The 26533-nt window shown below is 69.6% G+C and carries 26 protein-coding genes; 12 read left to right on the plus strand and 14 right to left on the minus strand.

Annotation, left to right across the window (positions count from 1 at the left end):
- Positions 1-32 precede the first annotated feature (32 nt).
- Together M1203_RS35080 and M1203_RS35085 are read right to left on the minus strand one after the other, a co-directional pair.
- The gene (locus M1203_RS35080; protein WP_249953902.1) at positions 33-431 is read right to left on the minus strand and encodes a RidA family protein; all 399 of its coding nucleotides are present in this window, start codon (positions 429-431) and stop codon (positions 33-35) included.
- A 166-nt stretch (positions 432-597) separates the two neighbouring features.
- Positions 598-1590, minus strand: a complete 993-nt coding sequence (locus M1203_RS35085; RefSeq protein ID WP_249953903.1) for a LysR family transcriptional regulator — start codon at positions 1588-1590, stop codon at positions 598-600.
- Positions 1591-1782: 192 nt separating this feature from the next.
- Between M1203_RS35085 and snpA the strand changes: the two genes are divergently transcribed.
- Both snpA and M1203_RS35095 read left to right on the plus strand, forming a co-directional pair.
- A complete protein-coding gene (gene snpA / locus M1203_RS35090; protein ID WP_249953904.1) occupies positions 1783-2439 on the plus strand; it encodes a snapalysin in 657 nt (218 codons plus the stop codon).
- A gap of 105 nt (positions 2440-2544) precedes the next feature.
- Positions 2545-3231, plus strand: a complete 687-nt coding sequence (locus M1203_RS35095; RefSeq protein ID WP_249953905.1) for a hypothetical protein — start codon at positions 2545-2547, stop codon at positions 3229-3231.
- 102 nt (positions 3232-3333) lie between these two features.
- On the opposite strand, the gene M1203_RS35100 is transcribed toward M1203_RS35095, so the two are convergent.
- The 4 genes from M1203_RS35100 to M1203_RS35115 all read right to left on the minus strand — a co-directional run bounded on the left by M1203_RS35100 (position 3334) and on the right by M1203_RS35115 (position 7201).
- On the minus strand, positions 3334-3777 hold the full coding sequence (locus M1203_RS35100; RefSeq protein WP_249953906.1) for a DUF6304 family protein: 444 nt from the start codon (positions 3775-3777) through the stop codon (positions 3334-3336).
- Positions 3778-3843: 66 nt separating this feature from the next.
- On the minus strand, positions 3844-4443 hold the full coding sequence (locus M1203_RS35105; protein WP_249953964.1) for a GNAT family N-acetyltransferase: 600 nt from the start codon (positions 4441-4443) through the stop codon (positions 3844-3846).
- 188 nt (positions 4444-4631) lie between these two features.
- A complete protein-coding gene (locus M1203_RS35110; RefSeq protein WP_249953907.1) occupies positions 4632-5672 on the minus strand; it encodes a family 2 encapsulin nanocompartment cargo protein polyprenyl transferase in 1041 nt (346 codons plus the stop codon).
- A 122-nt stretch (positions 5673-5794) separates the two neighbouring features.
- Positions 5795-7201 (minus strand): family 2B encapsulin nanocompartment shell protein, encoded by a 1407-nt coding sequence (locus M1203_RS35115; protein WP_249953908.1) that lies wholly within the window; start codon positions 7199-7201, stop codon positions 5795-5797.
- A gap of 254 nt (positions 7202-7455) precedes the next feature.
- On the opposite strand from M1203_RS35115, the gene M1203_RS35120 reads away from it, so the two are divergent.
- On the plus strand, positions 7456-8397 hold the full coding sequence (locus M1203_RS35120) for a 1-aminocyclopropane-1-carboxylate deaminase/D-cysteine desulfhydrase (RefSeq protein ID WP_249953909.1): 942 nt from the start codon (positions 7456-7458) through the stop codon (positions 8395-8397).
- Between the two features lie 27 nt (positions 8398-8424).
- Here M1203_RS35120 and M1203_RS35125 read toward each other — a convergent pair whose 3' ends face one another.
- On the minus strand, positions 8425-10020 hold the full coding sequence (locus M1203_RS35125) for a Na+/H+ antiporter (RefSeq protein ID WP_249953910.1): 1596 nt from the start codon (positions 10018-10020) through the stop codon (positions 8425-8427).
- Between the two features lie 35 nt (positions 10021-10055).
- On the opposite strand from M1203_RS35125, the gene M1203_RS35130 reads away from it, so the two are divergent.
- The 3 genes from M1203_RS35130 to M1203_RS35140 all read left to right on the plus strand — a co-directional run bounded on the left by M1203_RS35130 (position 10056) and on the right by M1203_RS35140 (position 11969).
- Positions 10056-10316 carry a UBP-type zinc finger domain-containing protein gene (locus tag M1203_RS35130; RefSeq protein WP_249953911.1) on the plus strand — a complete coding sequence of 87 codons (261 nt, stop codon included), beginning with the start codon at positions 10056-10058 and terminating at the stop codon, positions 10314-10316.
- Positions 10317-10575: 259 nt separating this feature from the next.
- The gene (locus M1203_RS35135) at positions 10576-10989 is read left to right on the plus strand and encodes an anti-sigma regulatory factor (protein WP_249953912.1); all 414 of its coding nucleotides are present in this window, start codon (positions 10576-10578) and stop codon (positions 10987-10989) included.
- 35 nt (positions 10990-11024) lie between these two features.
- Positions 11025-11969, plus strand: a complete 945-nt coding sequence (locus M1203_RS35140) for an RNA polymerase sigma factor SigF (RefSeq protein ID WP_249953965.1) — start codon at positions 11025-11027, stop codon at positions 11967-11969.
- Between the two features lie 148 nt (positions 11970-12117).
- Here M1203_RS35140 and M1203_RS35145 read toward each other — a convergent pair whose 3' ends face one another.
- The gene (locus M1203_RS35145; protein WP_308404951.1) at positions 12118-12555 is read right to left on the minus strand and encodes a hypothetical protein; all 438 of its coding nucleotides are present in this window, start codon (positions 12553-12555) and stop codon (positions 12118-12120) included.
- Between the two features lie 103 nt (positions 12556-12658).
- Between M1203_RS35145 and M1203_RS35150 the strand changes: the two genes are divergently transcribed.
- Complete coding sequence (locus M1203_RS35150) at positions 12659-13627, plus strand: diacylglycerol kinase family protein (protein ID WP_249953913.1); 969 nt, start codon at positions 12659-12661, stop codon at positions 13625-13627.
- Positions 13628-13944: 317 nt separating this feature from the next.
- The gene (locus M1203_RS35155) at positions 13945-14202 is read left to right on the plus strand and encodes a WhiB family transcriptional regulator (RefSeq protein ID WP_004937597.1); all 258 of its coding nucleotides are present in this window, start codon (positions 13945-13947) and stop codon (positions 14200-14202) included.
- A gap of 196 nt (positions 14203-14398) precedes the next feature.
- On the opposite strand, the gene M1203_RS35160 is transcribed toward M1203_RS35155, so the two are convergent.
- The gene (locus M1203_RS35160) at positions 14399-15895 is read right to left on the minus strand and encodes a PAS domain-containing sensor histidine kinase (RefSeq protein WP_249953967.1); all 1497 of its coding nucleotides are present in this window, start codon (positions 15893-15895) and stop codon (positions 14399-14401) included.
- Positions 15896-16223: 328 nt separating this feature from the next.
- On the minus strand, positions 16224-17294 hold the full coding sequence (locus tag M1203_RS35165; protein ID WP_249953914.1) for an SIS domain-containing protein: 1071 nt from the start codon (positions 17292-17294) through the stop codon (positions 16224-16226).
- Positions 17295-17506: 212 nt separating this feature from the next.
- On the opposite strand from M1203_RS35165, the gene nagB reads away from it, so the two are divergent.
- Positions 17507-18289, plus strand: a complete 783-nt coding sequence (gene nagB / locus M1203_RS35170) for a glucosamine-6-phosphate deaminase (protein WP_249953915.1) — start codon at positions 17507-17509, stop codon at positions 18287-18289.
- A 119-nt stretch (positions 18290-18408) separates the two neighbouring features.
- On the opposite strand, the gene M1203_RS35175 is transcribed toward nagB, so the two are convergent.
- The 4 genes from M1203_RS35175 to M1203_RS35190 form a co-directional block, all read right to left on the minus strand.
- Complete coding sequence (locus tag M1203_RS35175; protein WP_249953916.1) at positions 18409-19986, minus strand: glycoside hydrolase family 3 protein; 1578 nt, start codon at positions 19984-19986, stop codon at positions 18409-18411.
- Positions 19987-19994: 8 nt separating this feature from the next.
- A complete protein-coding gene (locus M1203_RS35180) occupies positions 19995-20906 on the minus strand; it encodes a carbohydrate ABC transporter permease (RefSeq protein WP_249953917.1) in 912 nt (303 codons plus the stop codon).
- Complete coding sequence (locus M1203_RS35185; protein ID WP_249953918.1) at positions 20903-21898, minus strand: carbohydrate ABC transporter permease; 996 nt, start codon at positions 21896-21898, stop codon at positions 20903-20905. The genes M1203_RS35180 and M1203_RS35185 overlap by 4 nt, the downstream gene beginning before the upstream one ends.
- 132 nt (positions 21899-22030) lie before the next feature.
- Entirely contained in the window at positions 22031-23329 is a 1299-nt protein-coding gene (locus M1203_RS35190) for a sugar ABC transporter substrate-binding protein (protein ID WP_249953919.1), read from the minus strand.
- 289 nt (positions 23330-23618) lie between these two features.
- On the opposite strand from M1203_RS35190, the gene M1203_RS35195 reads away from it, so the two are divergent.
- From M1203_RS35195 to mctP, 3 genes are all read left to right on the plus strand, one after another.
- Positions 23619-24383 carry a GntR family transcriptional regulator gene (locus M1203_RS35195; protein ID WP_249953968.1) on the plus strand — a complete coding sequence of 255 codons (765 nt, stop codon included), beginning with the start codon at positions 23619-23621 and terminating at the stop codon, positions 24381-24383.
- A 158-nt stretch (positions 24384-24541) separates the two neighbouring features.
- On the plus strand, positions 24542-24799 hold the full coding sequence (locus tag M1203_RS35200) for a DUF3311 domain-containing protein (protein WP_249953920.1): 258 nt from the start codon (positions 24542-24544) through the stop codon (positions 24797-24799).
- Entirely contained in the window at positions 24796-26430 is a 1635-nt protein-coding gene (gene mctP / locus M1203_RS35205; RefSeq protein WP_249953921.1) for a monocarboxylate uptake permease MctP, read from the plus strand. The genes M1203_RS35200 and mctP overlap by 4 nt, the downstream gene beginning before the upstream one ends.
- The last annotated feature ends 103 nt before the right edge of the window (positions 26431-26533 follow it).

The following is a 26533-nucleotide window of genomic DNA, read 5'->3' on the forward strand; positions in this document are numbered from 1 at the left end:
GCGCGCAAGCCCGGCGTCGCGCAAGCCCGGCGTCAGGGGACCTCGGCCACCGCCGTGATCTCCACCAGCTGTCCCGTGTATCCCAGGCAGGTGACCCCGAGCAGCGTGGAGGTGTGCGGGCCCAGCGCGAGGCCGCCTTCGCGGACCACCTCCCAGACCCGGCTGAGATCGGCCGGTTCCGTCGCGGCCACATACACCGTGGTGGCCACGACGTCGGACAGACCGCAATCGATCGCGCGCAGGGCGGTCTCCAGATTGGCGAGAACCTGCTTCGTCTGGGCCTCAAGGTCGCCGGGGCCGACGAGCGTGCCGTCGGCGTCGAGCGGTACGGAGCCGGCGAGGAAGGCAAGGCGGCGGTCCGTTTCGACGATCGCCGTGTGCGCGTATTCGGGCGGCGGGAACAGGGCGGGCACGGTCATACGGTGAGCCATCGTCACTCCTCGGGGGGACGGCCCGCCGGATACGGATACGGATACGGGCATGGATACAGGCGCGGGCACAGCCCCCTGCCTACTTACTCGGGCCCGTTCCGATCAACCGGTTTTCCTCCCGGCCGCCCCGTCGGAGCAGCCCGCGTCCCGTCGGAGCAGCCCCGCGTCAGGCCGCCCGCGCGTGCAGCAGTGGGCTTTTGTGGGCGGCCAGCCATCTGCGGTAGTCGACCGCGCGCAGCGCCGCCTCGCGGTACGACGCCTCCAGGTCCGCGAACACCGCGTCGCCGCTGGAGCGCTCCGCGCCCGCCCGCTCCGCGCCCGCCCCCAACCCGTCCGGCCGCGAGAACAGCAGCAGCCGTACCGCCAGCGGATCGTCCCTCAGCGGCCGGATCGCCATGTCGTCGCGCGGGCCCGATGTCGGCTGGCAGGGGGCGACCGCCTCGCCGACCGCGATCAGCGAGGCCGCCGTGAGGTAGTCCCCGTGCAGTACCGGCGGGTCGAGCCCGGCCGCGCCCAATACCCGGCGCAGCCCGTCCCATTCGCCGTCCACCGTGGGGTCGACCATCCAGCGGTCCTCGGCGAGGTCCGCGAGTTCCACCACCGGGCTGCCGGCCGCCGGATGGTCCCGGGCCATGGAGATGAACTGCGGTTCCCGTTCCACCAGTACCCGCCGCTCCAGCCCCTCGGGAACGAGCAGCGGGCACCCCTCCACCTCATGTACGAAGGCCACGTCGAGCTGGCCCGCGGCGAGCATCCGCAGCAACACGTTGGCGGAGACGTCCATATGGAGCGAGATGTCCGTACCCGGCAGCCGGTTTCTGAGCCGTCGCAGCCACCCCACCAGCGCGCGGCTCGCGGTGGAGCCGATCCGCAGCCTCGGCCCGTCGGCCAGGCCGGCGACCACCCGTGCCTCGGCGACGAGCGCGGCCATCCCGGAGACGAGCGGGCGGGCCCGGCTCAGTACCGAGCGGCCCAGCGGGGTGGGCCGGCAGCCGGTGCGTTCCCGGGAGAACAGCTCCGCGCCCAACGCGTTCTCGATGCGCCGCAATTGCGTGGTCAGGGATGGCTGGCTCATCCCCAGCTGTCGTGCCGCCTTGTGCAGACTGCCGGCATCGGCAATGGCGCACAGGGCCCGCAGATGTCTCACCTCCAGCTCCATGCCCCGAGAGTAGAGCGGCCTCCCCGCACCACACCAGATGTCCAAATCCCTGTAATTGGAGGCGCATTCGAAGATTTACGGCCAGGGTGATGCGCTCGTGTTATCGGTCTTTGACATCATCCGCACAAGGGCGGTCTCCCCCGAGACTCTGCGGTACCGAATCCGTTCAACGGACGAGTAGGAGCCCCCCACATGAGACACCCCAAGACCGCCATCTCCGCCATCGCCGGTATCGGTCTGGCCTTCGCCACACTCGGTGTCGCGCCCACCGCCACCGCCGCCCCGGCCCCGGTCGGCGAGGCCGCCACCTCCTCGTACGCCGCCTACGAGGGCTCGAAGGCCGAGGCCGCGGGCACCAAGGCGTTCTTCGACGCCGTCCTGAAGTCGGTCGCCGAGAAGCGTGCCGCCAACCCCGGCGCGCAGGCCGTCACCGTGATCTACAACGCGTCGAGCGCGCCCTCGTTCGCCGGTCAGATAGCCAGCTCCACCTCGATATGGAACAGCGCCGTCTCCAATGTGAAGCTCCAGGCGGGCAGCGCCGCGGACTTCACGTACCGCGAGGGCAATGACCCGCGTGGCTCGTACGCGAGCACCGACGGTCACGGCCGCGGCTACATCTTCCTGGACTACCGGCAGAACCAGCAGTACAACTCCACCCGCGTCACCGCCCACGAGACCGGTCACGTCCTCGGCCTCCCCGACAACTACTCCGGCCCGTGCAGCGAGCTGATGTCCGGCGGCGGCCCCGGCACCTCCTGCCAGAACGCCCAGCCGAACGCCGCCGAGCGCGCCCGGGTCAACGCCCTGTGGGCGAACGGCCTCGCCGCCGCGATGGCCAAGGTCTCCTGACCTCCCGCACGGAGAACACACGCCTGACCTCCCTTGCGTGACGAAGGGGCGCCCCGAACGACCAAGGGGCGCCCCTTTCCGTGTTCCCCTTGGTAACGTCACGCGGTGGACTTCAGTACGGAGACCGGCGCTTCGCCCGAACTCGGCCGGGCCATCGAGGGCGATTTCAAGACACTCCTGACCGTACGGGCCGACCGCCCGGACCAGGTCGCGTGTCTCCACGACTGGGCCGCCGCCCGGGGCCTCGCCGTCACGCTCGTCGTCCTGGATCGGGGCCGTACCCCGTCCCTGCCGACGCTCACCCTGCCCGGCACGGGCACACTCGACGAACAGCGCCGCGCCGCCGAGCGGTGTGCGGAGCGGCTCGCGGAGGCCGGCTTCCCCGTCGTACGGACCAGGCTGGTGGCGGCGCCCTGGAACGAGGGCGTGCCGGGGACCGACGCCGAGGCCGCGTCGCTGCCCTCGTACTGCCACTTCGAGCACCATGTCACGCTGCGGCTGCCGATCCCGTACGACACCCATCGCCTGGCGGCGGTCGCCGAACGGCACAGCGCGCATGTCTCGCGCGCCGCGCGCCGGGTGCCGGCCCGCGGGGTCCAGGAGCGCTCCGTGACACAGCGCGCCCGCGGTGTCGGCAGACCGGCTGCGCGCGCCCGGCTGGACGCGCTGCTCGACGGTCTGATGGTGGCCGGATTCCAACCGGCGGACATCGAGGAGGAGTTCGTTCTCCACGACGACGCCCCGATACCGGATGAGGGCCTGCCCCAGCCCCGGTACCGAGCGCGTGAGTAACAGTGTGTGAGTAAAGGTGCGTGAGTAAAGGTGCGTGGGTAAAGGTGCGTGGGTGAGGGTGCGTGAGTGAGAGTGTCAGCTCTTAGTGAGAGTGTCAGCCCGTCAGGACGCCCCCACCAGCGGCCGGTCGCCCAGTTCCGTACCGCTCGGCAGCTGGCGCCTGATCCGGCCCAGCGCCTCCTCGAAGCCGCCCCCGGCGATCCCCGACGCGTAGGCCGCCCCGCCGCAGTGCAGCGTCAGGCTCAGCTCCGCCCGGCCGACCGGTCCCTCGGCCGCCCGCTCACCGAGCGTCAGCAGACAGCTGAGCGTGGCCTGTTGGACCGCGTCGGGCGAACTGACGGGCATCGGTATGTCCCATTCCATGACGCAGGACGACAGGAGCTCGCCCGCCCCCACCGCTTCCAGGTCGGCGAAATCCGCCCCTTCGTACGCGACTCCCCTGATCTGAGTGCGCACTTGCTGCCCACCCACGCTCAGGGTGATCGCTTCCGCGCCCAGGCGGTCCCGGTACCAACCCGCCCATGAATCCGTCGACTCCGCTGTCATGGCGCGGACTGTAGCGGTACCGGATCTTCCACCGCAGCGTGGGTCACTCCTTCCGGTCATACTTCCTCACGAGCACACCGTTCCCCGCGGTTCACGCCACATGGGCCACATGTGCGGTCCGTCCGGCAGATCGACCGTGCTGCCCATGAAGGAGAACCCGAGCCGTTCATACAGCCGCCGGCTCCGCTCGCTGCTCGCCTCCAGATAGGCCGGAAGTCCCTCGCGGTCGCAGCGCTCCAGCACGGATTCGATCAGCGCCCGGCCGACTCCCCGGCCCTGGTGCTCCGGGGACACCGCGATCATCAGCAGATACGCGTGCGCGCGGTCGTGCGGATGGATCGCGCCCGTCAGCCGGCCGACCAGTTCGGCCCGCTCGTTGTCCGGATCGGCTGTCGCCCGCATCCGAGCGGGGGTGTCGTCCTCCTCGTCCGGCAGGCCCGCCGGCACCGAGAGCCACAGCGCCATGGCCGTCTCGTCCTCCAGGATGTCCACCCATCCGTCGGCGAGCGCGACATCGGCGAAGACACCGAGAAAAAGACCGTGCACCCGGTGACGGTGGGCCTTCTCGGGGAAGACCCAGCAGCTCACCGGGTCGTCGTCGAAGGCCTCTTCGAGCAGCCGTACCAACGCCGGCCGGTCGCTCTCCCCCGCCCGTCTGATCGCCACAGCCGTCTTCCGGCCCGTTCTCCGGCCAGTTATCCGGCCCGCCTTCCGGCCCAACTCCTGGCCCAAATCCCGGCCAATCTCCTGGCCCATCTCCTGGTCCTCCTCCGGATCGCCCATACCGTCACCGCGGTCACGTCAACACGGCGAGGCGATCCTAGAGTTGGCCGGCGCGGGGCCGGGCGCCCGCCTCAGCGGGTACGGCGCGTCACGAACTCCGCCAGGGCCAGCAGATCGTCGGCCGCCGACATGTCGGGGACCGCCCGGGACAGTTCGTGCACGGCCCGGGACATCCGCTCGGCCGCCTGGAGCTGCGCCCAGTCGCGCCCGCCCGCCCGTTCGACGGCGGCGGCCGCGCGCACCACGGCCTCGGCGTCCATCGGCCCCCGGTACAACTCGGCCAGTTCCGCGGCCGCCGGGGTGCCCGAGGCCAGGGCCGCGACCACCGGCAGGGACTTCTTGTGGGCGGCCAGATCGGCGCCGGCCGGCTTGCCCGTACGGTCGGGATCGCCCCAGATCCCGATCAGGTCGTCGATCAGCTGGAACGCGAGCCCCGCCTCCCTGCCGAAGGCGTCCAGCGCGGCGACCTGCTCCTCCCGCGCGCCCGCGTACAGCGCGCCGAGGGCGCAGGAGGCGCCCAGCAGGGCACCGGTCTTGGCCGTCGCCATGGCGACGCACTCGTCCAGCGAGACCTCGTGCGGATCGCGCCGCTCGAAGGAGCAGTCCGCCTGCTGGCCCGCGCACAGCTCGATGACACAGGCCGTGAGCTTGGCCGAGGCGGCGGCCGACGCCGGGTGCGGGTCCTCGGCGAGCAGTCGCAGCGCGAGGGCCATCATGGCGTCGCCCGCGATGATGGCGTCGGGGATGCCGAAGACCGTCCAGGCGGTGGCGCGATTCCGCCGGGTCGGGTCCTCGTCGATCACGTCGTCGTGGAGCAGTGTGAAGTTGTGGGCCAGCTCGACGGCGACGGCGGCCCGTACGGCGTGGTGCGGGTCCCCGCCGAGCGAGCGCGCCGCGGCGAGGACGAGCGCGGGTCTGATCGCCTTGCCCGTCCGGCCCGAGGCCGGGGTGCCGTCGGCGTGCTCCCAGCCGAAGTGGTACATCGCGACCCGGCGCAGGGAGCCGGGCAACGACTCGACGCTGGAGCGGAGTTCGGGATGGACGGTGGTGCGGGTGCGCTCCAGAAGTGCCACGGCCTCGTGGCCCCCGGGGGCGGTATCCGTGCTGGTCATGGTCACGGTCACTTCCTCTGCGGTGGAGACCGGCTGACGGGCACCGGATGCCGGTGCCCGGGTGCCCGGAGGGGCGGCCGTACGGACAAGCACGGCCGGCCCGCCCGCCCGGGCCGGTCACCTCACCCCCAGCGGCCCACTTCCACGTTCTCCAGCACACCGACGGCGTCCGGCACCAGAATGGCCGCCGAGTAGTACGCCGTGACCAGGTACGAGATGATCGCCTGCTCGTCGATGCCCATGAAGCGGACCGACAGGCCCGGCTCGATCTCGTCCGGGATCCCGCTCTGCTGGAGGCCGATCACACCCTGCTCGGACTCGCCCGTACGCATACAGATGATCGACGTCGTCCGGGCGTCCGAGACCGGGATCTTGTTGCACGGGAAGATCGGCACCCCGCGCCAGGCGGGCACATGCTCGCCCGCCACCTCCACACTGGCCGGATAGAGCCCCCGCTTGTTGCACTCACGTCCGAACGCGGCGATGGCCCGCGGATGCGCGAGGAACATCTTCGAGCCGCGGCGGCGCGAGAGCAGCTCGTCCATGTCGTCCGGGCTCGGCCCGCCGTCGTGCGGCTGGAGCCGCTGTCCGTAGTCGCAGTTGTTGAGCAGACCGAACTCACGGTTGTTGATCAGCTCATGCTCCTGGCGTTCACGCAACGCCTCGACCGTGAGCCGCAACTGCTGCTCGGTCTGGTTCATGGGCTGGTTGTAGAGGTCGGCGACCCGGCTGTGCACCTTCAGCACGGTCTGCGCGACGCTCAGTTCGTACTCGCGCGGCGCCACCTCGTAGTCGACGAACGTATGGGGCACGACGCTCTCGCCGACATGACCGGCGGAGAGATCGATCTCGGCCTCGCCGTACTTGTTGGTGCGCTGATGCGGTACGGACACCACCGCGGCCAGATGGTCCCGCAGCGACTCCTCGCGCTCCGCGAGGCTGAGCACGTCCCGCCGGCTCAGCACCAGCACGGTGCAGGCCGTGGCCGCCTTCGCGGTGTAGTTCCAGGTGGCCTCCCCGTCCACCAGGGCCTGATCGCCGAAGTACGCCCCGTCGGCGAGCACTTCGAGCACCGCGTCGCCCCCGTAGGGACCCGAGCCCACCTTCTCGACCCGGCCGTGCGCTAGGAGGAAGACCTCGTCCGCCGCGTCGCCGGAGGCCACCAGGACCTGGCCCGCCGCGAACTCCCGCTGCTCGCAGCGGCGTGCCAGCTCGGACAGCACACCGTCGTCGCCGTACGCGCGCAGCGCCGGCAGCTCGCCGAGCTCGGCGGGGACGACCGTCACCCGGTCCCCCGTCTGCACGAACGTCACACGTCCGTCGCCGACCGCGTAGCTGAGCCTGCGGTTCACCCGGTACGTACCGCCCTGAATCTGCACCCAAGGCAGCATCCGCAGCAGCCACCGCGAGGTGATCTCCTGCATCTGCGGTACCGACTTGGTGGTGGTCGCCAGGTTCCGGGCGGCGGCCGTCCCCAGACTCTGCTGGGACGGCGGCTGCGCTGCCAGAACCTCGTTACCAACCGACATGAACTCTCCCCTTCGATCATGTACCGATCTGCGAGAAGAATGGTTCCATCACGTGGCGTGCAATCGCCATTACACATATGAGTGGGACTGGATCACCCAGAACGGGGAATTACGCGCGCACATTTGTCATATCCGGGACACCTCACGCCCGGACACCTCACGCCCGGGACACCGCACGCCCGGGAACACCTCACGCCCAGGAACACCTCACGCCCGGGAACACCGCGCACCCGGGGTGGCGCCACAATGAAGGGGTGCCCAGCCACCACGCGCCCGACCTCGCCGATCTGCGGCCCCGGCTGCCCTCGCCGCTGGTGCCCGCCGACGACGAGCGCTTCGCGCGCCACGGCGTACGGCTGCTGCTCAAACGTGACGATCTGATCCACCCCGAACTGCCCGGCAACAAGTGGCGGAAACTCGCGCCCAATCTGCGGGCCGCGGCCGCGAGCGGCCGGCGGACCCTGCTGACCTTCGGTGGCGCGTACTCCAACCATCTGCGGGCGACCGCCGCCGCGGGCCGGCTCCTCGGCTTCACCACCGTCGGTGTCGTACGGGGCGAGGAGCTGGCGGGACAGCCGCTCAATCCGTCGCTCGCCCGGTGCGCCGCCGACGGGATGCGGCTGTGTTTCGTGGACCGCGCGGCCTACCGGCGCAAGACAGAGCCCGAGATGGTGGCAGCCGTCCTCGGCCGGGCGGGACTGGAGCGCGAGGGCGTGTACGTCGTACCGGAAGGCGGCAGCAACGCGCTCGCGGCCCAAGGCTGCGCCGAGCTGGGCCGGGAGCTGCGCGGCGTGGCCGACATCGTCGCCGTGGCCTGCGGCACCGGCGGGACGCTCGCGGGGCTCGCCGCCGGGCTCGGGAGCGGTCAGCGGGCCCTGGGATTCCCGGTGCTCAGGGGCGACTTCCTGGAGCGGGGGATACGGGAGCTCCAACAGGCGGCGTTCGGCGGCCCTGTCGGCGACTGGCGGCTCGACGGACGCTTCCACTTCGGCGGCTTCGCCCGTACCACCCCCGCGCTCGACGCGTTCGCCGAGGAGTTCGGGGAGCGGCACGGGCTGCGGGTGGAACGTCTCTATGTCGCCAAAATGCTGTACGGCCTGACCGCACTGGCCGAGGAGGGCGCCCTTCGGCCGGGCACGACCGTCGCCGCCGTCATCACGGGCCAACCGGAGCCATCCGGTGCCGAGCCGTCCTAGGGCGTGTCCGGAGCGGCCGGAGCCGTCTCAGTCCTCCTCGCGATAGGCCGCCGCCTCCTCCAGGTCCAGTCTGCGCAGCAGCGTCCGCATCATCTCGTCGTCGATCCGCCGCCGGTCGCGCAGCTCCACGAACACCGCGCGCTCCGCCTCGATCATCTCCCGCGACAGCCGCCGGTAGGTGTCGTCCGCCGACTCCCCGGTCACCTCGTTGACCGACCCGAGCCGCTCCCAGACGGCGTTGCGGCGGCGCTCCAGGACGTGCCGGAGCCGTTCGGCCAGCGGTGGTGGCAGCGCGTTGCGCTCGTCGGCCAGCAGGGCGTCCAGCCGCCGTTCCGCCGCCCCCGAGGCCTCGCTCTGCGCCTGCGCCTCGGCAAGGGTCTCGGCCTGCCGGTCGCGCCCCGGGATCTTCAGCAGCCGGATCAGCGGAGGCAGCGTGAGGCCCTGCACGACCAGGGTGCCGATCACGGTCGTGAACGTCAGGAACAGGACGAGATTTCGCCCGGGGAACGGCTGTCCGTCGTCCAGCGTCAGCGGGATCGAGAACGCGATCGCCAGCGACACCACTCCGCGCATCCCGGCCCAGCCGACGATCAGCGGCGCGGTCCAATTGGTGTCCGGTTCGCGTTCCCTGATCCTCCGGGACAGCGCGCGCGGCAGGAAGGTCGCCGGATAGACCCAGACGAATCTGATCGCCACCACCACCACGAAGACGCCCACCGCGTACAGCAGCGATTCCCCGACCCCGTACTCCCCCAGCCCCTTGAGCACATGGGGCAGTTGGAGCCCGATCAGCGCGAACACCGCCGACTCCAGGACGAACGCGATCATCTTCCACACCGCCGCTTCCTGGAGCCGGGTCTCGAAGTCCACCTGCCAGGAACGGTGTCCGAGATACAGCGCCACCACGACGACGGCCAGCACCCCGGACGCGCCCACGTGTTCGGCCAGCGCGTAGGCGAGGAACGGGATGAGCAGCGAGAGGGTGTTTTGGAGCAGCGCCTCGGTCAGATGGGTACGCAGCCAGTGCAGGGGCACCATGAGGACCAGCCCCACCCCGATGCCGCCGAGCGACGCCAGAGCGAACTCCCCGATCCCGCCGGCCCAGCTCGCGCCCGCGCCGACCGCGGCGGCCAGCGCCACCTTGAACGCGGTGATGGCGGTCGCGTCGTTCACCAGGGACTCGCCCTGGAGGATGGTGGTGATCCGGTTCGGCAGCCCCAGTTTGCGCGCGATGGCCGTGGCCGCGACCGCGTCGGGGGGCGCGATCACCGCGCCCAGCACCAGCGCGGCGGTCAACGGGAGATCGGGCACCAGCAGGAACACCAGCCAGCCCACCGCGACCGTCGCGAAGAGGACATACCCCACCGAGAGCAGCGCGACCGGCCTGATGTTCGCCCGCAGATCGAGATACGAACTGTCCACCGCGGCCGTGTACAACAGCGGCGGCAGCACCAGCGGCAGCACGATATGCGGATTCAGTGTGTAGTCCGGTACGCCCGGAACATACGAGGCGCCCAGCCCCACGGCGACCAACAGCAGCGGCGCGGCCACCGGTGTCCTGCGCGCCGCGCCTGCGATGGCCGCGCTCCCCGCCACCAGCGCGATCAGCGGCAATACGTCCATTCCACGTCCTCTGCACCCGTCGTAACCTGGTCATCATGAGCGAGTGCCCCCACGTTGCGGAACTGCCGCGCCCCGAGCCCGCGCCACGCACCGACACCTGCCGCGAGTGCGTCACGGCCGGCAGCCACCCCGTACAGCTGCGGATCTGTCTCGTCTGCGGCGAGATCGGCTGCTGTGACTCCTCGCCCTACCAACACGCGACACAACACTTCAAGGACACGGGTCATGCCGTGATGCGGAGTTTCGAGCCCGGGGAGAGCTGGCGGTGGTGCTACGTGGACGGTTCGATCGTCTGACGACTGGGTACGTCAACCCTCCGCCGGTTCTTCGTAATTGAACGTCAGGAACCTCTAGCCACTTTCCGTGTTCATATGGTTACCATGGGTGACAGTCGCTGGGTGGGGGTCCCGGCGACACAGCACCATGGATCGCGATAGCGTCGCCACTCCAGAGCGGCTACGTACCGACCGGCTACGTACCGACTACGTACCGCAAGGCTCCTGGACACCCCTTGTCCCTGAGCCCAGAAGAGCTTGTGCCACCTTGGAGGTGAGGGTGTCCCAGATCGCAGGCGAGCCCGGGACCGAGGACTTCGTGGAAGTCCGGCTGCCCGCTGCGGGTGCCTACCTGTCCGTGCTGCGTACGGCCACAGCCGGCCTCGCGGCGCGCTTGGACTTCACCCTCGACGAGATCGAGGACCTCCGCATCGCGGTGGACGAGGCCTGCGCGATCCTGCTCCAGCAGGCCGTACCGGGCTCCGTACTCAGCTGCGTCTTCCGGCTCATCGAGGACGCGCTCGAAGTGACCGTGTCGGCGCCCACCACCGACGGGCGCGCGCCGGAGCGCGACACCTTCGCCTGGACAGTGCTCTCCGCGCTGGCCGGCAAGGTCGACTCGACGGTCGCGGAGGACCGTACGGTCACGATCAGCCTCTACAAACAGCGCGGCGCGGGACCCGGGCCGGCGTGAGGAACGGGGACGGTCCGGTGCGTGACGAGGGGCGCATCCCACGGGAGCCGCGGGAAGGGCACGAAGCTCCGTCGGAGCCGGTGCCCGCCCCCGCGGGCATCCCGGAGCAGCAGGCCCGACCCCACCCGGAGGACGGACTTGACGGCCAGACGGCCGCGGCGGAGCAGGCGCAGGCAGAGCGGGCGGCCACTATGAGCGAGCAGCACAACGACAAGCACCACGATCCACATGACCGCAGCGGGGCGCGGGCGATGTTCATCGAGCTGCGCAAGCTGCCTGACGGCTCGCCCGAGAAGGCGGACCTCCGCAATCAGCTGGTGCGGATGCATCTGCCGCTGGTCGAGCATCTGGCGAGACGGTTCCGCAATCGCGGCGAGCCGCTGGACGATCTGACCCAGGTCGCCACCATCGGTCTGATCAAGTCCGTCGACCGGTTCGATCCGGAGCGTGGTGTCGAGTTCTCGACCTATGCGACGCCGACGGTCGTCGGGGAGATCAAGCGGCACTTCCGGGACAAGGGCTGGGCGGTCCGGGTGCCGCGCCGCCTCCAGGAACTGCGGCTCGCCCTGACGACGGCCACCGCCGAACTCTCCCAGCAGCACGGCCGTTCGCCCACGGTCCATGAACTGGCGGAGCGGCTGGGCATCTCGGAGGAAGAGGTCCTGGAGGGTCTGGAGTCCGCCAACGCGTACTCCACACTGTCGCTGGACGTCCCGGACACGGACGACGAGTCCCCGGCGGTCGCGGACACACTGGGCGCGGAGGACGAGGCGCTGGAGGGCGTCGAGTACCGCGAGTCGCTGAAGCCGCTGCTGGAGGATCTGCCGCCACGGGAGAAGCGGATTCTTCTGCTCCGTTTCTTCGGCAATATGACGCAGTCGCAGATCGCGCAGGAGGTCGGCATCTCGCAGATGCATGTCTCGCGACTGCTGGCCCGCACGCTCGCGCAGCTGCGCGAGCGGCTGTTGGTCGAGGAGTAGAGCGGCAGCACGGAGGAGCGGAACGGCAGGGGCGGGCGCGGGGGCCCGCCGCGCCGGGTCTCGCTCCACGGCCAAGGGCTACCCGCCACCGGCCACGGACTGCCTGCCCGCGGGCCGGCGGGAAGCGGCTACGAGCTACGGGCCGGCGCTACCGCTGGGAGTCCGCCGGGCCCCGGATGCCGAGGGCTTCCGTGGTGGTCGGGTTGACCAGCAGGACCAGCCCCGTCACCGCGACCACCGCGAGCGCGATTCCGGCCGGGATCATGCCGCCGGTGGAGGTCAGCAGCGTATAGGCGACGGGCAGCGCCATGATCTGGGTGATCAGCGCGGGCCCCCGGCTCCAGGCGCGCCGCAGCAGCAGCCCGCGCGCGGCGATCAGCGGGATGACACCGAGCGCGATCAGGGTGACCCCGCCCATCTCCGCCTGCTCCGGGCTGTCGGGTTTCCCGAGCAACCCCATCACCAGCAGATACACACCGCCGACGAGCAGCGCCAGGGCTTCGAGCCCACAGGCGCCGGCCGCCGCGGTCAGGCGCGTGGGGCGCGGGGAGGACACGGGGGAGGTCTGCTCGCTGCTGCTGCTCACCCTTGCAGGGTAACCACCCGGCCGCCCCTCACCCCCCGACAGGCCCCGCCGCCGCGGGCTCCCGGGGGCGGGCCCCCGGCGCCCGGCCGGTAATCTGCTCGGCATGCGCGCACTTCTTGTGGTCAATCCGGCAGCAACCACCACCAGTGCCCGCACACGAGACGTACTGATCCACGCGCTCGCCAGCGAGATGAAGCTCGAAGCGGTGACCACCGAGTACCGCGGACACGCCCGCGACCTGGGAAGACGCGCCGCCGACTCGGACGATATCGAGTTGGTCGTCGCCCTCGGGGGTGACGGCACCGTCAACGAGGTCGTCAACGGACTGCTGCACAACGGCCCCGATCCCGAGCGGCTGCCGCGTCTCGCGGTGGTCCCCGGCGGTTCGACCAATGTCTTCGCCCGTGCGCTCGGACTGCCCAATGACGCGGTCGAGGCGACCGGCGCGATCCTGGACGCGCTCGCTCTGCGGAGCGAACGTACGGTCGGTCTGGGACTGGCGGCCGGGACACCGGGAACCGAGGACGAGTCCGTGCCCCCGCGCTGGTTCACCTTCTGCGCCGGCTTCGGCTTCGACGCGGGGGTGATCGGGCGGGTCGAACAACAACGGGAGCGCGGGAAACGTTCGACGCACGCCCTCTATGTGCGCCAGGTGGTACGGCAGTTCCTGGAGGAGCCGCATCGGCGAGGCGGGCTGATCACACTGGAACGCCCCGGTGAGGATCCGGTGAAAGATCTTGTTCTCTCCATAATCTGCAACACCGCCCCCTGGACCTACCTGGGCAATCGTCCGGTGTACGCGTCTCCCGCGGCCTCTTTCGATCTGGCTCTCGATGTCCTCGGGTTGACCAGAATGTCGACTCCCGCGGTGGCGAGATATGCGACCCAATTGCTCACTTCTACCCCTGATCGGGGCCCCCGCGGACGCCATGCGGTGTCACTTCATGACCTGACCGACTTCACCTTGCATTCCAAGGCACCCCTCCCCTTCCAGATGGACGGCGACCACCTTGGACTGCGCACGAGCGTGACGTTCACAGGCGTACGCCGTGCACTGCGTGTGATTGTGTGAGTGGAAGGGGCCAAAGTCCTTTCACTCGAACGTTTAGGCTGGCATCCACCCCATGGAAGTACGGCTGTGACCTAGTCGACACCGAGGAATCAAAAAAAACTTTCCAGAAGGGGTTGTATCCGCCGCCGAGGTTTGCGAATCTCTACATGGCGCTCGGGACGGCCCGCAACATCGGCCTCCCTGAGAGCCAGAACCCCTCCTCAAACCAAGGACCCCACCAGTTTCTGCTGGCGGTCGGCCCTTCCCTTGTCGGGGGATTCGTGAAAGCGTTCACATTCACAAGCAATCTGCATGTAATACCAAGAGAGGTAGCAGCCATGGACTGGCGTCACAACGCCGTTTGCCGCGAGGAAGACCCCGAGCTGTTCTTCCCCATCGGCAACACCGGTCCTGCGCTGCTGCAGATCGAGGAAGCCAAGGCCGTCTGCCGTCGCTGCCCCGTCATGGAGCAGTGCCTGCAGTGGGCACTTGAGTCCGGCCAGGACTCGGGTGTCTGGGGTGGCCTCAGCGAGGACGAGCGCCGCGCTATGAAGCGCCGCGCCGCTCGTAACCGGGCGCGTAACGCGACCGCCTGAAGCACCCCGCCACAAGCCCTGGCCGGCGGAGCGTACAGCGTGTACGCATAGCCCCGCCCCCGAAACGCAGCGCGCAGTACCCCCCGATGCGCATCGCAAAGTGAGCTTCGAGCCGAGCCCCGGACCGTCACCACGGTCCGGGGCTCGCTGCTGTGCCGGGCGGTACGAAAATATGCCCCCGCCTCCCCCGCGACGGTTACTTCTGGGGCTCCACCGGGATGTCCAGCATGACGCGCGTACCGCGCACCGGCGCCGGCACCATGTCGAACCCGCCGCCCAACTCCCCTTCCACCAGGGTCCGTACGATCTGGAGCCCCAGATTCCCGGCGCGCTGCGGATCGAACCCCTCGGGCAGCCCGCGCCCGTCGTCCTGGACGGTGATCATGAGGCGCGCGTCCGAGCGGGCCCCCTCGCCGCGCTTGGCCCCGGGCGAGTCGCCGCTGCGCACCGCCGAGACATCGACCCGGCCCTCCTCCCCCGGCGCGAAGGCGTGCTCCAGCGCGTTCTGGAGAATTTCGGTGAGCACCATCGAGAGGGGCGTGGCCACTTCGGCGTCGAGCACGCCGAACTTCCCCGTACGGCGGCAGACGACCTTGCCGGGCGAGATCTCGGCGACCATCGCCAGCACCCGGTCGGCGATCTCGTCGAACTCGACGCGCTCGTCCAGATTCTGAGACAGCGTCTCGTGGACGATCGCGATCGATCCGACGCGCCGTACGGCCTCGTCGAGGGCTTCCCTGCCCTGCGCGGACTCCATCCGCCTGGACTGGAGTCTGAGCAGCGCGGCGACCGTCTGGAGGTTGTTCTTCACCCGGTGGTGGATCTCCCGGATGGTGGCGTCCTTGGTGATCAACTCGCGCTCGCGGCGCCGTAGTTCCGTCACATCGCGGAGCAGCACCAGCGAGCCGATCCGGGTGCCCTTGGGCTTGAGGGGGATGGCGCGCAGCTGGATGACCCCGCCGCTGCCCTCCACCTCGGTCTCACGGGGCGCGTAGCCGCTGGCCAGTTTGACCATGGCCTCGTCCACCGGGCCGCGCGCGGGGGCCAGTTCGTCGGTGGTGCGGCCGAGATGGTGTCCCACCAGGTCGGACGCGAGTCCCAACCGGTGATACGCGGAGAGGGCGTTGGGGCTCGCGTACTGGACGACTCCGTCCGCGTCCAGCCGGATCAGCCCGTCTCCGACGCGCGGGGAGGCGTCCATGTCGACCTGCTGGCCGGGGAAGGGAAAGGATCCTGCGGCGATCATCTGGGCCAGATCGGAGGCGGACTGGAGATAGGTGAGCTCCAGCCGGCTGGGGGTGCGGACCGTGAGCAGATTGGTGTTGCGCGCGATGACCCCGAGGACGCGGCCGTCGCGCCGTACGGGGATGGACTCGACCCGTACCGGCACCTCCTCACGCCACTCGGGGTCGCCCTCCCGGACGATCCGCCCCTCGTCGAGCGCCGCGTCCAGCAGCGGCCGGCGGCCCCGCGGGACGAGATGGCCGACCATGTCGTCCTGGTAGGAGGTGGGTCCGGTGTTGGGACGCATCTGGGCGACGGACACATAGCGCGTGCCGTCGCGGGTGGGGACCCAGAGCACGAGATCCGCGAAGGAGAGGTCGGAGAGCAGCTGCCACTCCGAGACCAGCAGATGGAGCCATTCGAGGTCGGACTCGCTGAGGGCGGTGTGCTGGCGTACGAGGTCGTTCATGGAGGGCACACAAGCGAGCGTACTCGCGGCGTGAACCCGGGCGAACCGTGGTCTGTACTGGAGGGTTTTGGGGAAATAGGCTCGGTACACGCATGGACAGCCAGAATGGTCTAGTCCACAATGGTGTATGAGCCTCCGCCCTCCCCGCACAGGAGGGTGGACCGAGGGACCGGCGCTCTCTGCCCTGACTGCGACGGGACCTCTCCCAACGGCCGTGCGGGACCGCACACCCGTCGGCCGTAGCAACTCCGGGCTGCGGTGCCGGACGGGTTGAGGGTCCCGTCGCGGCGCCGCGGCCCGCGGGTACGGAACCCATCCAGGAGCGCGGTCAGCCGGTCTCCGGCGTCTTCGCCATCGTCCGCGGCGCGTCCGGATCCTGGCCCCTGGCGATGGCGACCTCATGGGCCAGCAGCTGGAGCGGCATGATCTGAAGGATCGGCTGAAGCTCCTCGGGAACCCCGTCCGTCGGCAGTACGAACCCTGAGGACGCCGCCTCGACCTCCGGCCGGGACCCCACGACGAACAGATCGGCCCCCCGCGCCCGCAGCCGGGTGAGGACCGGCTGAAGGGCCTCACCGCCCTTGCCCTCGGGGACGATCGCGATCACCGGCGAGATGTTGTCGACCATCGCGAGCGGGCCGTGCAGCAGATCCGCGCCGGAGTAGGAGAGCGCGGGGATGTAGCAGGTCTCCATGAGCTTGAGCGCCGCCTCCTTCGCCGTCGGATAGCCGTAGCCCCGGGAGATGATCACCATCCGCTCGGCGAAGCGGTAGCGCGAGGCGAGCGTCCGCACCTCGTCCGTGCGCGCCAGCACCCGGTCCGCGAGGTCCGGCAGACGGCCGGCCGCCGCGCCGTCACGGCCGCCGAGCGCTTCGGCGAAGAGATAGAGCGTGAGCAGCGAGGCGGTGTACGACTTGGTGGCGGGCAGCGCACGCTCCGGGCCCGCCAGGACGTCGAGATGGAACTCCGCCACGGCGGTCAGCGCCGAGTCGGGGTTGTTGGTCACCGCGAGCGTCGTCGCGCCGGCCTCCCGCGCGGCCCAGGTGGAGCCCACCAGGTCGGGTGAGCCGCCCCACTGGCTGACCCCGATGACCAGCACATCGGTGAGGTCGGGCTTCGCGCCGTACGCCGTCGTGGTGGACATGGACGCCAGTCCGCAGGGCAGTCCGCACAGGATCTCCAGCAGATACTTCGCGTAGAGCGCGGCGTGGTCGGACGTACCGCGGGCGGTGAGCAGGACGAAGCGCGGCTCGCGCGCGGCGATGGCCGCCGCCACTTCGCGGACGCCGGGCGCGCCGTCCCTCAGGATCCGCCGCAGTACGGTCGGCTGCTCCGCGACCTCGGCGTACATGAGGGCGCCGGCCCGCTCGCACGACTCGCCCGACGACGCGGCAGACATGCCCGGTGCCCTCCAAAGTCGGTCGTGCCCCTCGGCACTCCCAGTCGACCATGGCCCGCCGTGCCCCCGCCACCGGGCCGCCACCGGACCGTTCCCCGCCCGTCCCCCGCCCGTATCCGGCCCTTTCCTCCACGTTGGGGGACGATCCGGCACCCTCTGCTAGAATTGGTCTATACCACAAAAGTCTCATTTCCAGATTGGCAGGGTCCAGCGTGGAAGTTGTCATCGTCCAGAACGCCGCGGCAGGTGGCGAGCTCATCGCGGACAGCATCGCCGGACTGCTGCGCCGCAAGCCCGACGCTCTGGTCGGTGTGGCCACCGGCTCGACCCCCCTGCCCATCTACCAGGCGCTGACGGCCAAGGTGCGCTCCGGCGAGGTGGACGCGTCGCGCGCGCGGATAGCCCAGCTGGACGAGTACGTGGGGCTGCCCGCGGGCCACCCCGAGTCGTACCGTTCGGTGGTCCTGCGCGAGGTCGTCGAGCCGCTGGGGCTGAGCGAGAGCGCCTTCATGGGACCGGACGGCGCCGCCGAGGACGTCCAGGCGGCGTGCGAGGCGTACGACCGTGCGCTGACCGAGGCCGGCGGGGTGGACCTCCAGCTGCTCGGCATCGGTACGGACGGGCACATCGGCTTCAACGAGCCCTGCTCCTCGCTCGCCTCGCGCACCCGCATCAAGACGCTGACCAGGCAGACCCGCGAGGACAACGCGCGCTTCTTCGACAGCCCGGAGGAGGTGCCGCACCACGTCATCACGCAGGGCATCGGCACCATCCTGGAGGCCCGCCATCTGGTGCTGCTCGCCACCGGCGAGGGCAAGGCGGAGGCGGTCGCGCAGGCCGTCGAGGGCCCGGTCGCCGCGCTCGTACCGGCCTCGGCGCTCCAGCTCCACCCGCACGCGACGGTCGTGGTGGACGAGGCGGCGGCGTCCCGGCTGAAGCTCGCCGACTATTTCCGCGCCACGTTCGCGTCCAAGCCGGACTGGCAGGGCATCTGAGCCCCGGGTCACCCGCGACAACACGACGGTGCCGGGCCGCCCCCGCGAAGGGGTGGCCCGGCACCGTCGTTTCAGCGGCTTTCCCGGGCGCTCACTCCCGGGCAGTCACTCCCGGGCGCTCACTCCCGGCGGCCCGTGATGACCTCCGCGGCGGCCCGTCCGCAGACCCGCGCGGCACCATGGGTCGCGATGTGCAGCGCTCCCCTGGGCGCCGCCTCGTTCACGCCCATCTCCACCACGATCGTCTCCGGCCGGGCGGCCAGCACGGCGTCCAGCGCGTCGGACATCCAGCGGTGGCGGTGCGCGTCGCGCACGACGGCGACGATCGTACGGTCGCCGGCCGCGGCGAGCAGATCGCCGGCCAGCGCGGCCGGGTCCGTACCGGCCGCTTCGGCGCCGCTGTACGAGCCCGTCTCCGTACCGGGCAGCAGCCGCCCCAGCTCCGCCGCGACGCCCCACGGGGTCTCGTCCCCGACGGCGATGTTCGCGACGGGGGTGAACGCGGCGACGTAGGGCGCTTCCGTGAGGGGCTCCGCGCCGCCGGTCACCCGCACGGCGCGACGGGCCGCGACCAGGCCGATCTCCGTGCGGGACGCGACGCCGGTCCCGCCGCCGGACACGCCCGACGCGGTGCCGGGCGCGGTCCCCTCCTGCGAATCCGCGCCCGGCTCCGAAGCCCCCCTGACCCGCAGCGTCCAGTCGGCGAGTCCGCGCACCCGCGCGGCCGCGTCGGCCAGTCGCTCCTCGGGCAGTTCGCCGTTCCGTACCGCCGCCACCAGCGCGTCGCGCAGCCGCAGCACGGTCTCCTCGTCCGCCAGGCCGCCGCCGACGCAGATGGCGTCGGCGCCCGCGGCGATCGCGAGGACGGAGCCACGCTCGATCCCGTATGTCGAGACGATGGCCTGCATCTCTATGCCATCGGTGACGATCGGGCCCTGGAAGCCCAGCTCCTCACGGAGCAGACCGATGAGGATCTGCGGGCTGAGGGTCGCCGGGTGGTCCGGGTCGAGCGCGGGAAGCAGGATATGCGCACTCATGACCGATTTGGAACCCGCCGCGATGGCCGCGCGGAAAGGCAGCAGGTCGCGGGCGTGCACGGTGGCCAGGTCCACGTCGATACGGGGCATCGCGTGGTGCGAGTCGACGGAGGTGTCGCCATGGCCGGGGAAGTGCTTGGTACAGGCAGCGACCCCGGCGCTCTGCAGACCCTCCACATACGCGGCGGTGTGCCGGGCCACCAGCGCCGTGTCGGCGCCGAAGGACCGTACGCCGATGACGGGGTTGTTCTGATTGGAGTTCACATCGGCCGAGGGGGCCCAGTTGAGGTTCACCCCGCACTCGGCGAGCCGCCGGCCCAGCTCGCGGGCGACGGCCCGGGTGAGGTCCACGTCGTCGACGGCGCCCAGGGCGTAGTTGCCGGGGAAGGAGGAGCCGTGCCTGACCTCCAGACGGGTGACATCGCCGCCCTCCTCGTCGATCGCGACGAGGACGTCGTCCCGTTCCGCACGCAGCCGCTCGGTGAGCGCCGCGAGCTGCTCGGGCGAGGCGACGTTGCGGCCGAAGAGCCCGACGGAGGACAGGCCCTCGCCGAGGCGCCGCAGCAGCCAGTCGGGGGCGGTGGTGCCGAGGAATCCGGGCTGGAGCACGGCGAGTGCGTCGCGGGTGAGGGTGTCCGTACTGCTTACGAGGGTGGTCATCGGCGGTCCTAGCCCTTCACTGCGCCGGAGGTGAGGCCTGTTGCCATGTACTTCTGCACCAGGAGGAAGAAGGCCACGACCGGGATGGCGATCAGGGTCGATGCGGCCATCAGGGCTCCGTAGTCGATACCGCGCGAGGTGGTGAAGTTCATCAGCCACACGTTCAGCGTGTACTTGTCGTTGTCCTGGAGGACGACGTAGGCGAGGAGGTACTCGTTCCACGCCGTGATCAGGGAGAAGATCGCCGCCGCGGCGAGACCGGGGGCGAGCAGCGGGAAGGTCACCCGCCAGAAGGCGCCCATCCGGCTGCAGCCGTCCACCATCGCGGACTCCTCCAGCTCCGGCGGGATGTTGACGATGAAGCCGCGGATCATCCAGGTCGCGAAGGGCAGCGTCGAGACCAGGTAGATGACGATGACGCCCCAGTACTCGTTCAGCCCGCCCAGGTCGTTGAGCTGGATGTAGATGGGGATCAGCATCGCGGTCGGCGGCAGCAGCTGCACGACGAGCAGCACGATCATGAAGAACTTGCGGCCGCGGAAACGGAAGCGGCCGATGGCGAAGGCGGCGATGGTGGCGAGCAGCATGCCGCCGATGACCGCGACTCCGCAGATGATCAGGCTGGACTGGATGGCCGTGCCGAAGTTCGGCTGGTCGATGGCCCGCTGGAAGTTGTCCCAGGAGATCGACGAGGGCCAGAGGGTCTGGTCGTAACTGCGGATCTCGTGGTTCGGCCGCAGGGCGCTGATGATCAGCCAGTACACCGGGAAGGCCATGAGGACGAACACGGCCAGGCCCGCGATGTTGTAGACGAGCCGGTTCTTCTTGCGGTCCTGGCGCAGGACCTGCCGGCCGCCCGGCCCGGTGTCCCGCTCGGTGTCCGGGCGGCGGGCCCCGGTGGTGGCGGTGGAGGCGCTCATTCGACCTCTCCGATCTTGAGCAGCTGACGCAGGTAGTACACGGCGACACCGGAGAGCAGCAGGACCGTGATGAGGGAGATGGCCGCACCCTGGCTGAACGAGTTGGACTCGAAGGCCTTCTCGAACGAGTAGATCCCGAGGACGGAGTACTCCGGCTCCGGCTTGTTGCCGCGGATCAGGAAGATCTGGCCGAAGATATTGAAGTCCCACAGGACGGACAGGGTGGCCACCATCTGGAACACCGGCTTGATGACCGGCCAGGTGACGAAGCGGAAGACCCCGGCGACGCCCGCGCCGTCGAGGGCCGCGGCCTCCTCCAGCTCCCGGGGGACCTGGGTGAGCGCCGCGTAGAGCGTGACGGCGACGAAGGGAATGGCGCCCCAGACGACGACGGCTCCGATGATGAGGAAGCCCTGCTTGGGGTCGAGGAACCAGTTGTGGCCCTGGGCGTCGATCCCGAGGTACTTGGACAGCACCATGTTCAGGACGCCGTAGTCGGAGTCGGCGAACCAGCGGAAGATGGAGGTCGCCACCAGCAGCGGCATCGACCAGGCGGCCACCAGAGCGCCGGTGAGCAGCAGCCGTACCCAGGTGTCCATGCGCTGCATCAGCATGGAGATGCCGAGCCCGATCCCCATCGTGGCGACCACACAGGCGACCATGAAGATGAGGGTCCGCCAGACGACGGCCCAGAACTCGCCGTCGCCGAGGATATTGGTGAACTGCTCGAAGCCCACCCAGGGGGCGGCCTCTCCGGTCCACAGCTCACGGCGGCCGACGTCCTGGAAGGACATGAGGATCGTCTTGATGAGCGGCCAGACGAAGACGGCGGCGATCGCGACGAACGCGGGGGCTATCAGGAGGTACGGCAGGAGCGCGCCGGCCTTGCGCCGCTTGCGCTGCCCGCCCGCGGGCGGCTGGGAGCCGGATCTCTCGGGGACGCGTGCGACGGCTACCGGAGGGTCGGCTGCTTTCATGTCGGCGGCACTCACTGTGCTGGCCTTCCGTTCGGACCTGGTACCGGAGTACGGGGGGGCGGCGGAGCCCTCGCGGGCCCGCCACCCCCCGTAGGCGATCAACAGAGTCGGAGACAAAGGAGTCGGAGACTCAGAGGCTCGTCGGACTCAGGACTCTTCGTTGATCAGCTGGTTGATCTCCGCGTCGGCGGCCTTCGTCGCGTCGGCGACCGACTTGCCCTTGATGATGTCGAGCAGCATCACCTCAAGGGTTTCCTTCTTCTCGATGGCCGTCCAGCCAGGGGCGATCGGGGTGAACCAGGCGTCCGGGACGGCGTTGGCGATCGGCGCGGTCTCCGGCTTCGCCTTCAGCGGCTCCAGCTGCTTGGTGTTGTTGGGCAGGATGTTCTTGGAGGCGAGGACCTCCTGCGACTTGGCGCTGGTGAAGGCCGCGATCCACTCCTCGCCGAGGTCCTGGACCTTGGACTTGGAGATGGTGGCGAGGTCGGAGCCACCGATGAAGGACGGCAGGGCCTTGCCGTCGGGGCCGGGCATACCGGCGGTGAGGATCTTGTCCTTCAGCTTCGGGTTGCCGTTCGCGGCGGAGTCGACGACGCTGCCGGCCTCCCAGCCGTTGCCGTAGAGAAGCGCGGTCTTCTCGTTGGCCATGACGTTGGCGTGGTCCGCCTCGTCCTTGGTCTTGTCGCCGTGGTTGTACTTCTTCACCAGGTCGACGAAGTGCTGGATGCCCTTCTGGGCCTCGGGGGTGGAAAGGGTGGCCTTCCACTCCTTGGCGCCCTCGTCGTACTCGGCTATCTGGCCGCCGTACGCCGCTACGTAGGACATCGCCGCGTACCAGTAGCGGCCCGGCAGGTAGAGCGGCGAGAACGCCTTGTCCTTGCCGTACTTGGCGCCGACCTTGTCGAGCGCCGTGGCGAGCTCGGCCTCGGTGGTGGGCAGCTGGTCCGAGCCGGTGCCGGCCTTGAACATGTCCTTGTTGTAAATGGCCACACGCGCACCGGCGTAGTACGGCACGCAGTACTGCTTGCCCTCGAAGGAGCAGGTGTCCTTCAGACCCTTGATCCAGGTGTCCGAGTTCTCGTACTTCTTCGGGTCGATCTCGCCGAGCGCACCGTTGAGGATGTACGTCATGGTCTCGGTGTTGCCGAGCTCGACGACATCGGGGTACTTGTCGCCGGCCAGCGCCGCGTCGAGCTTCTTGGCCTTGTCCGCCCACTGCTGGTACTGGACCTTGACCGTCACATTCGGATACTTCGTCTTGAACTGCGCGTTGACATCCTTGACCAGCTCCGGCCAGGTGCTCTGCGCGTCCGACATGAGCCAGACGGTCAGCGTCTCCTTACGGTCCTTGGGATCCTTGGACGCCGAGCCTTCATCCGAACCACACGCGGCAAGACCGACCATCATGCCCGCGACGCCGACCGCCGCGATGAGCTTGCGCTTCACGCCACCCTCCTCAGGGATGCCTGCAACCCCTGCCCACCGCGAAGACCGCGAAGACGTACGACGAGTACTGCTGGGGCTGGGACCTGGTCTTTAATGGTTTAGACCAGTACGGGGAGCTTGGCCTAGACCTTTAGGGGTGTCAAGGGTGTATAAGAAGGGCAGTCGTGTCCGTTATCGGACCGACACCTGAGGCAGGGCGACGACCCGTGGCCGGACCGTGCCACCATGTGAGCCGCGACAGACGGAGGAGCCGGTGACGGCAGCAGCACAGGAGTCGGGAAGGCAGACCATGGCCACGGACGGGGGCGGTACGGAGACCGAGAACGGCCCCGCCACCCGTACCGCACGCGTACCCAAGTACTACCGGTTGAAGCGGCACTTGCTCGATATGACGGAGACGCTGCCACCGGGTACGCCGGTGCCTCCGGAGCGCACGCTCGCCGCCGAGTTCGACACCTCACGCACCACCGTGCGCCAGGCGCTCCAGGAGCTGGTGGTCGAGGGCCGGCTCGAACGCATCCAGGGCAAGGGCACGTTCGTCGCCAAGCCCAAGGTCTCGCAGGCGCTCCAGCTCACCTCGTACACCGAGGACATGCGGGCCCAGGGACTGGAGCCCACCTCGCAGCTGCTGGACATCGGCTATGTCACCGCCGACGACACCCTGGCCGGGCTGCTGGACATCACCACCGGCGGGCGCGTGCTGCGCATCGAGCGGCTGCGGCTGGCCAGCGGCGAGCCGATGGCCATCGAGACCACCCATCTTTCGGCCAAACGCTTCCCCGCGCTGCGCCGCTCGCTCGTCAAGTACACGTCGCTCTATACGGCGTTGGCGGAGGTGTACGACGTACGTCTGGCGGAGGCCGAGGAGACCATCGAGACCTCGCTGGCCACCCCGCGCGAGGCCGGGCTGCTCGGTACGGATGTCGGGCTGCCGATGCTGATGCTCTCGCGGCACTCGCTGGACGCGGCCGGTGAGCCGGTGGAGTGGGTACGGTCCGTCTACCGCGGCGACCGCTACAAGTTCGTGGCCAGACTGAAGCGCCCGGCCCACTGAGGGCCGCTGACGACGACCGTTGGCCGGCAACTGTCCGCGCACCCCTGTTCGCATACCGTTGACGTAACGACATTCGGACAGGGGCTTACGCTGACCAGCGCCTTCGCTTAGATTTCCTGCTCATTACCACAGGCGATCAACGAGGGAACGGAGCCGCGGTGCCCGAAGGTCCGGAAGAGAATCCGCCCCCCACGGTCACCCCCGCACGGGTGATCATCGCTCTCTGCCTCGTCGCACCCTTCGTGGCGTTGCTCTGGGTCGGGTCCTACGCGAAGCTCGAACCGACATTCATCGGTATCCCCTTCTTCTACTGGTACCAGATGCTCTGGGTGCCGGTCTCCGCGGTGCTCACGATGGCCGCCTACCAGCTGTGGAAGCGTGACCAGCGCTCCCGCGAGGGAGGTGCGTCGAAGTGAAGGACGGCGTGAACGGCGTCGCACTCGCCGTCTTCATCTTCTTCTTCGTGGCCGTCACGGTCATGGGGTTCCTGGCGGCCCGCTGGCGCAAGGCCGCCAATGAGAACAGCCTCGACGAATGGGGCCTGGGCGGCCGGTCGTTCGGCACCTGGGTCACCTGGTTCCTGCTCGGCGGCGACCTCTATACGGCGTACACCTTCGTGGCCGTACCCGCGGCGATCTACGCGGCGGGCGCGGCCGGCTTCTTCGCCGTGCCCTACACGATCCTGGTCTACCCGCTGATCTTCACCTTCCTGCCCCGCCTCTGGTCGGTGTCGCACAAGCACGGCTACGTCACCACCTCGGACTTCGTACGGGGCCGGTTCGGATCGAAGGGCTTGTCACTGGCGGTCGCCCTCACCGGCATCCTCGCGACCATGCCGTACATCGCGCTCCAGCTCGTCGGCATCCAGGCCGTGCTGGACGTGATGGGCGTCGGCGGCGGCGACAACACCCACTGGTTCATCAAGGACCTGCCGCTGCTGATCGCCTTCGGTGTGCTCGCCGCGTACACCTACTCGTCCGGGCTGCGGGCACCCGCGCTGATCGCGTTCGTCAAGGACACCCTGATCTACATCGTGATCGTCGTGGCGATCATCTACATCCCCATCAAACTGGGCGGGTTCGACGAAATCTTCGCCAAGGCGGGCGACGCCTTCGCGCAGACCAACCCGGCGACCGGCCAGCCACGCGGCGCCCTCGCGCCGGGCGACGCCGGGCATTGGGGCTATGCCACGCTGGCGCTCGGTTCCGCGCTCGCGCTCTTCATGTATCCCCACTCCATCACGGCGACGCTCTCCAGCCGCAGCCGCGAGGTGATCCGGCGCAACACCACGATCCTGCCGCTCTACTCACTGATGCTGGGCCTGCTGGCGCTGCTCGGCTTCATGGCGATCGCCGCCGGGGTCAAGGTGGACAACGGACAGCTGGCGATCCCTCAGCTCTTCGAGACGATGTTCCCCGACTGGTTCGCTGGGGTGGCCTTCGCGGCCATCGGCATCGGCGCGCTGGTGCCCGCCGCGATCATGTCGATCGCCGCGGCGAATCTCTTCACCCGCAATATCTACAAGGACTTCATCAGGCCGGACGCGACCCCCGAGCAGGAGACCAAGGTCTCGAAGGTGGTCTCGCTGCTGGTGAAGGTGGGCGCGCTGGTCTTCGTGCTGACCATGGACAAGACGGTCGCGATCAACTTCCAGTTGCTGGGCGGGATCTGGATCCTCCAGACGATGCCCGCGCTGGTCGGCGGCCTCTTCAGCCGCTGGTTCCACCGCTGGGCGCTGCTCGCGGGCTGGGCGGTCGGCATGATCTACGGCACGGCCGCGGCGTACGGCGTGGCCAGCCCGACCCAGGCACACTTCGGCGGCTCCTCCAAGGAGATCCCCGGGCTGGGTGAGATCGGCTACATCGGCCTCACCGCGTTCGTGCTCAACCTGGTGGTGACGGTGGCGCTCACCTTCGTCCTGCGCGCGGTCAAGGCGCCGGAGGGCACGGACGAGACGAGCCCGTCCGACTACACGGCGGACGCGGGCGACCCGGGCGTGAAGACCGAACTCCCGGCCGCGGCCCCGGGCGGCCCCGGCGGCCACTGACCGGTCGGCACCCGGCTCCACGGGCCGCCGGATCCCCGGGAACGACGGGGATCCGGCGGCCTTCTCGCTGTCCGCGCGGGCCCGAACGGAATGACGCACGACA

This window comes from Streptomyces sp. 35G-GA-8, assembly GCF_023534745.1.
Taxonomy (GTDB): Bacteria; Actinomycetota; Actinomycetes; order Streptomycetales; family Streptomycetaceae; genus Streptomyces.

Bases quoted from the DNA above. Each gene is read 5' to 3' on its own strand.
- M1203_RS35180 (WP_249953917.1), bottom strand. From the start codon at position 20,906: ATGAGCGCCTCCACCGCCACCACCGGGGCCCGCCGCCCGGACACCGAG.
- M1203_RS35115 (WP_249953908.1), bottom strand. From the start codon at position 7,201: ATGTCGGTTGGTAACGAGGTTCTGGCAGCGCAGCCGCCGTCCCAGCAG.
- M1203_RS35195 (WP_249953968.1), top strand. From the start codon at position 23,619: ATGGCCACGGACGGGGGCGGTACGGAGACCGAGAACGGCCCCGCCACC.
- M1203_RS35085 (WP_249953903.1), bottom strand. From the start codon at position 1,590: ATGGAGCTGGAGGTGAGACATCTGCGGGCCCTGTGCGCCATTGCCGAT.
- M1203_RS35130 (WP_249953911.1), top strand. From the start codon at position 10,056: ATGAGCGAGTGCCCCCACGTTGCGGAACTGCCGCGCCCCGAGCCCGCG.
- M1203_RS35165 (WP_249953914.1), bottom strand. From the start codon at position 17,294: ATGTCTGCCGCGTCGTCGGGCGAGTCGTGCGAGCGGGCCGGCGCCCTC.
- M1203_RS35175 (WP_249953916.1), bottom strand. From the start codon at position 19,986: ATGACCACCCTCGTAAGCAGTACGGACACCCTCACCCGCGACGCACTC.
- M1203_RS35080 (WP_249953902.1), bottom strand. From the start codon at position 431: ATGGCTCACCGTATGACCGTGCCCGCCCTGTTCCCGCCGCCCGAATAC.
- snpA (WP_249953904.1), top strand. From the start codon at position 1,783: ATGAGACACCCCAAGACCGCCATCTCCGCCATCGCCGGTATCGGTCTG.
- M1203_RS35125 (WP_249953910.1), bottom strand. From the start codon at position 10,020: ATGGACGTATTGCCGCTGATCGCGCTGGTGGCGGGGAGCGCGGCCATC.
- M1203_RS35155 (WP_004937597.1), top strand. From the start codon at position 13,945: ATGGACTGGCGTCACAACGCCGTTTGCCGCGAGGAAGACCCCGAGCTG.
- M1203_RS35160 (WP_249953967.1), bottom strand. From the start codon at position 15,895: ATGAACGACCTCGTACGCCAGCACACCGCCCTCAGCGAGTCCGACCTC.
- M1203_RS35110 (WP_249953907.1), bottom strand. From the start codon at position 5,672: ATGACCAGCACGGATACCGCCCCCGGGGGCCACGAGGCCGTGGCACTT.
- M1203_RS35100 (WP_249953906.1), bottom strand. From the start codon at position 3,777: ATGACAGCGGAGTCGACGGATTCATGGGCGGGTTGGTACCGGGACCGC.
- M1203_RS35150 (WP_249953913.1), top strand. From the start codon at position 12,659: ATGCGCGCACTTCTTGTGGTCAATCCGGCAGCAACCACCACCAGTGCC.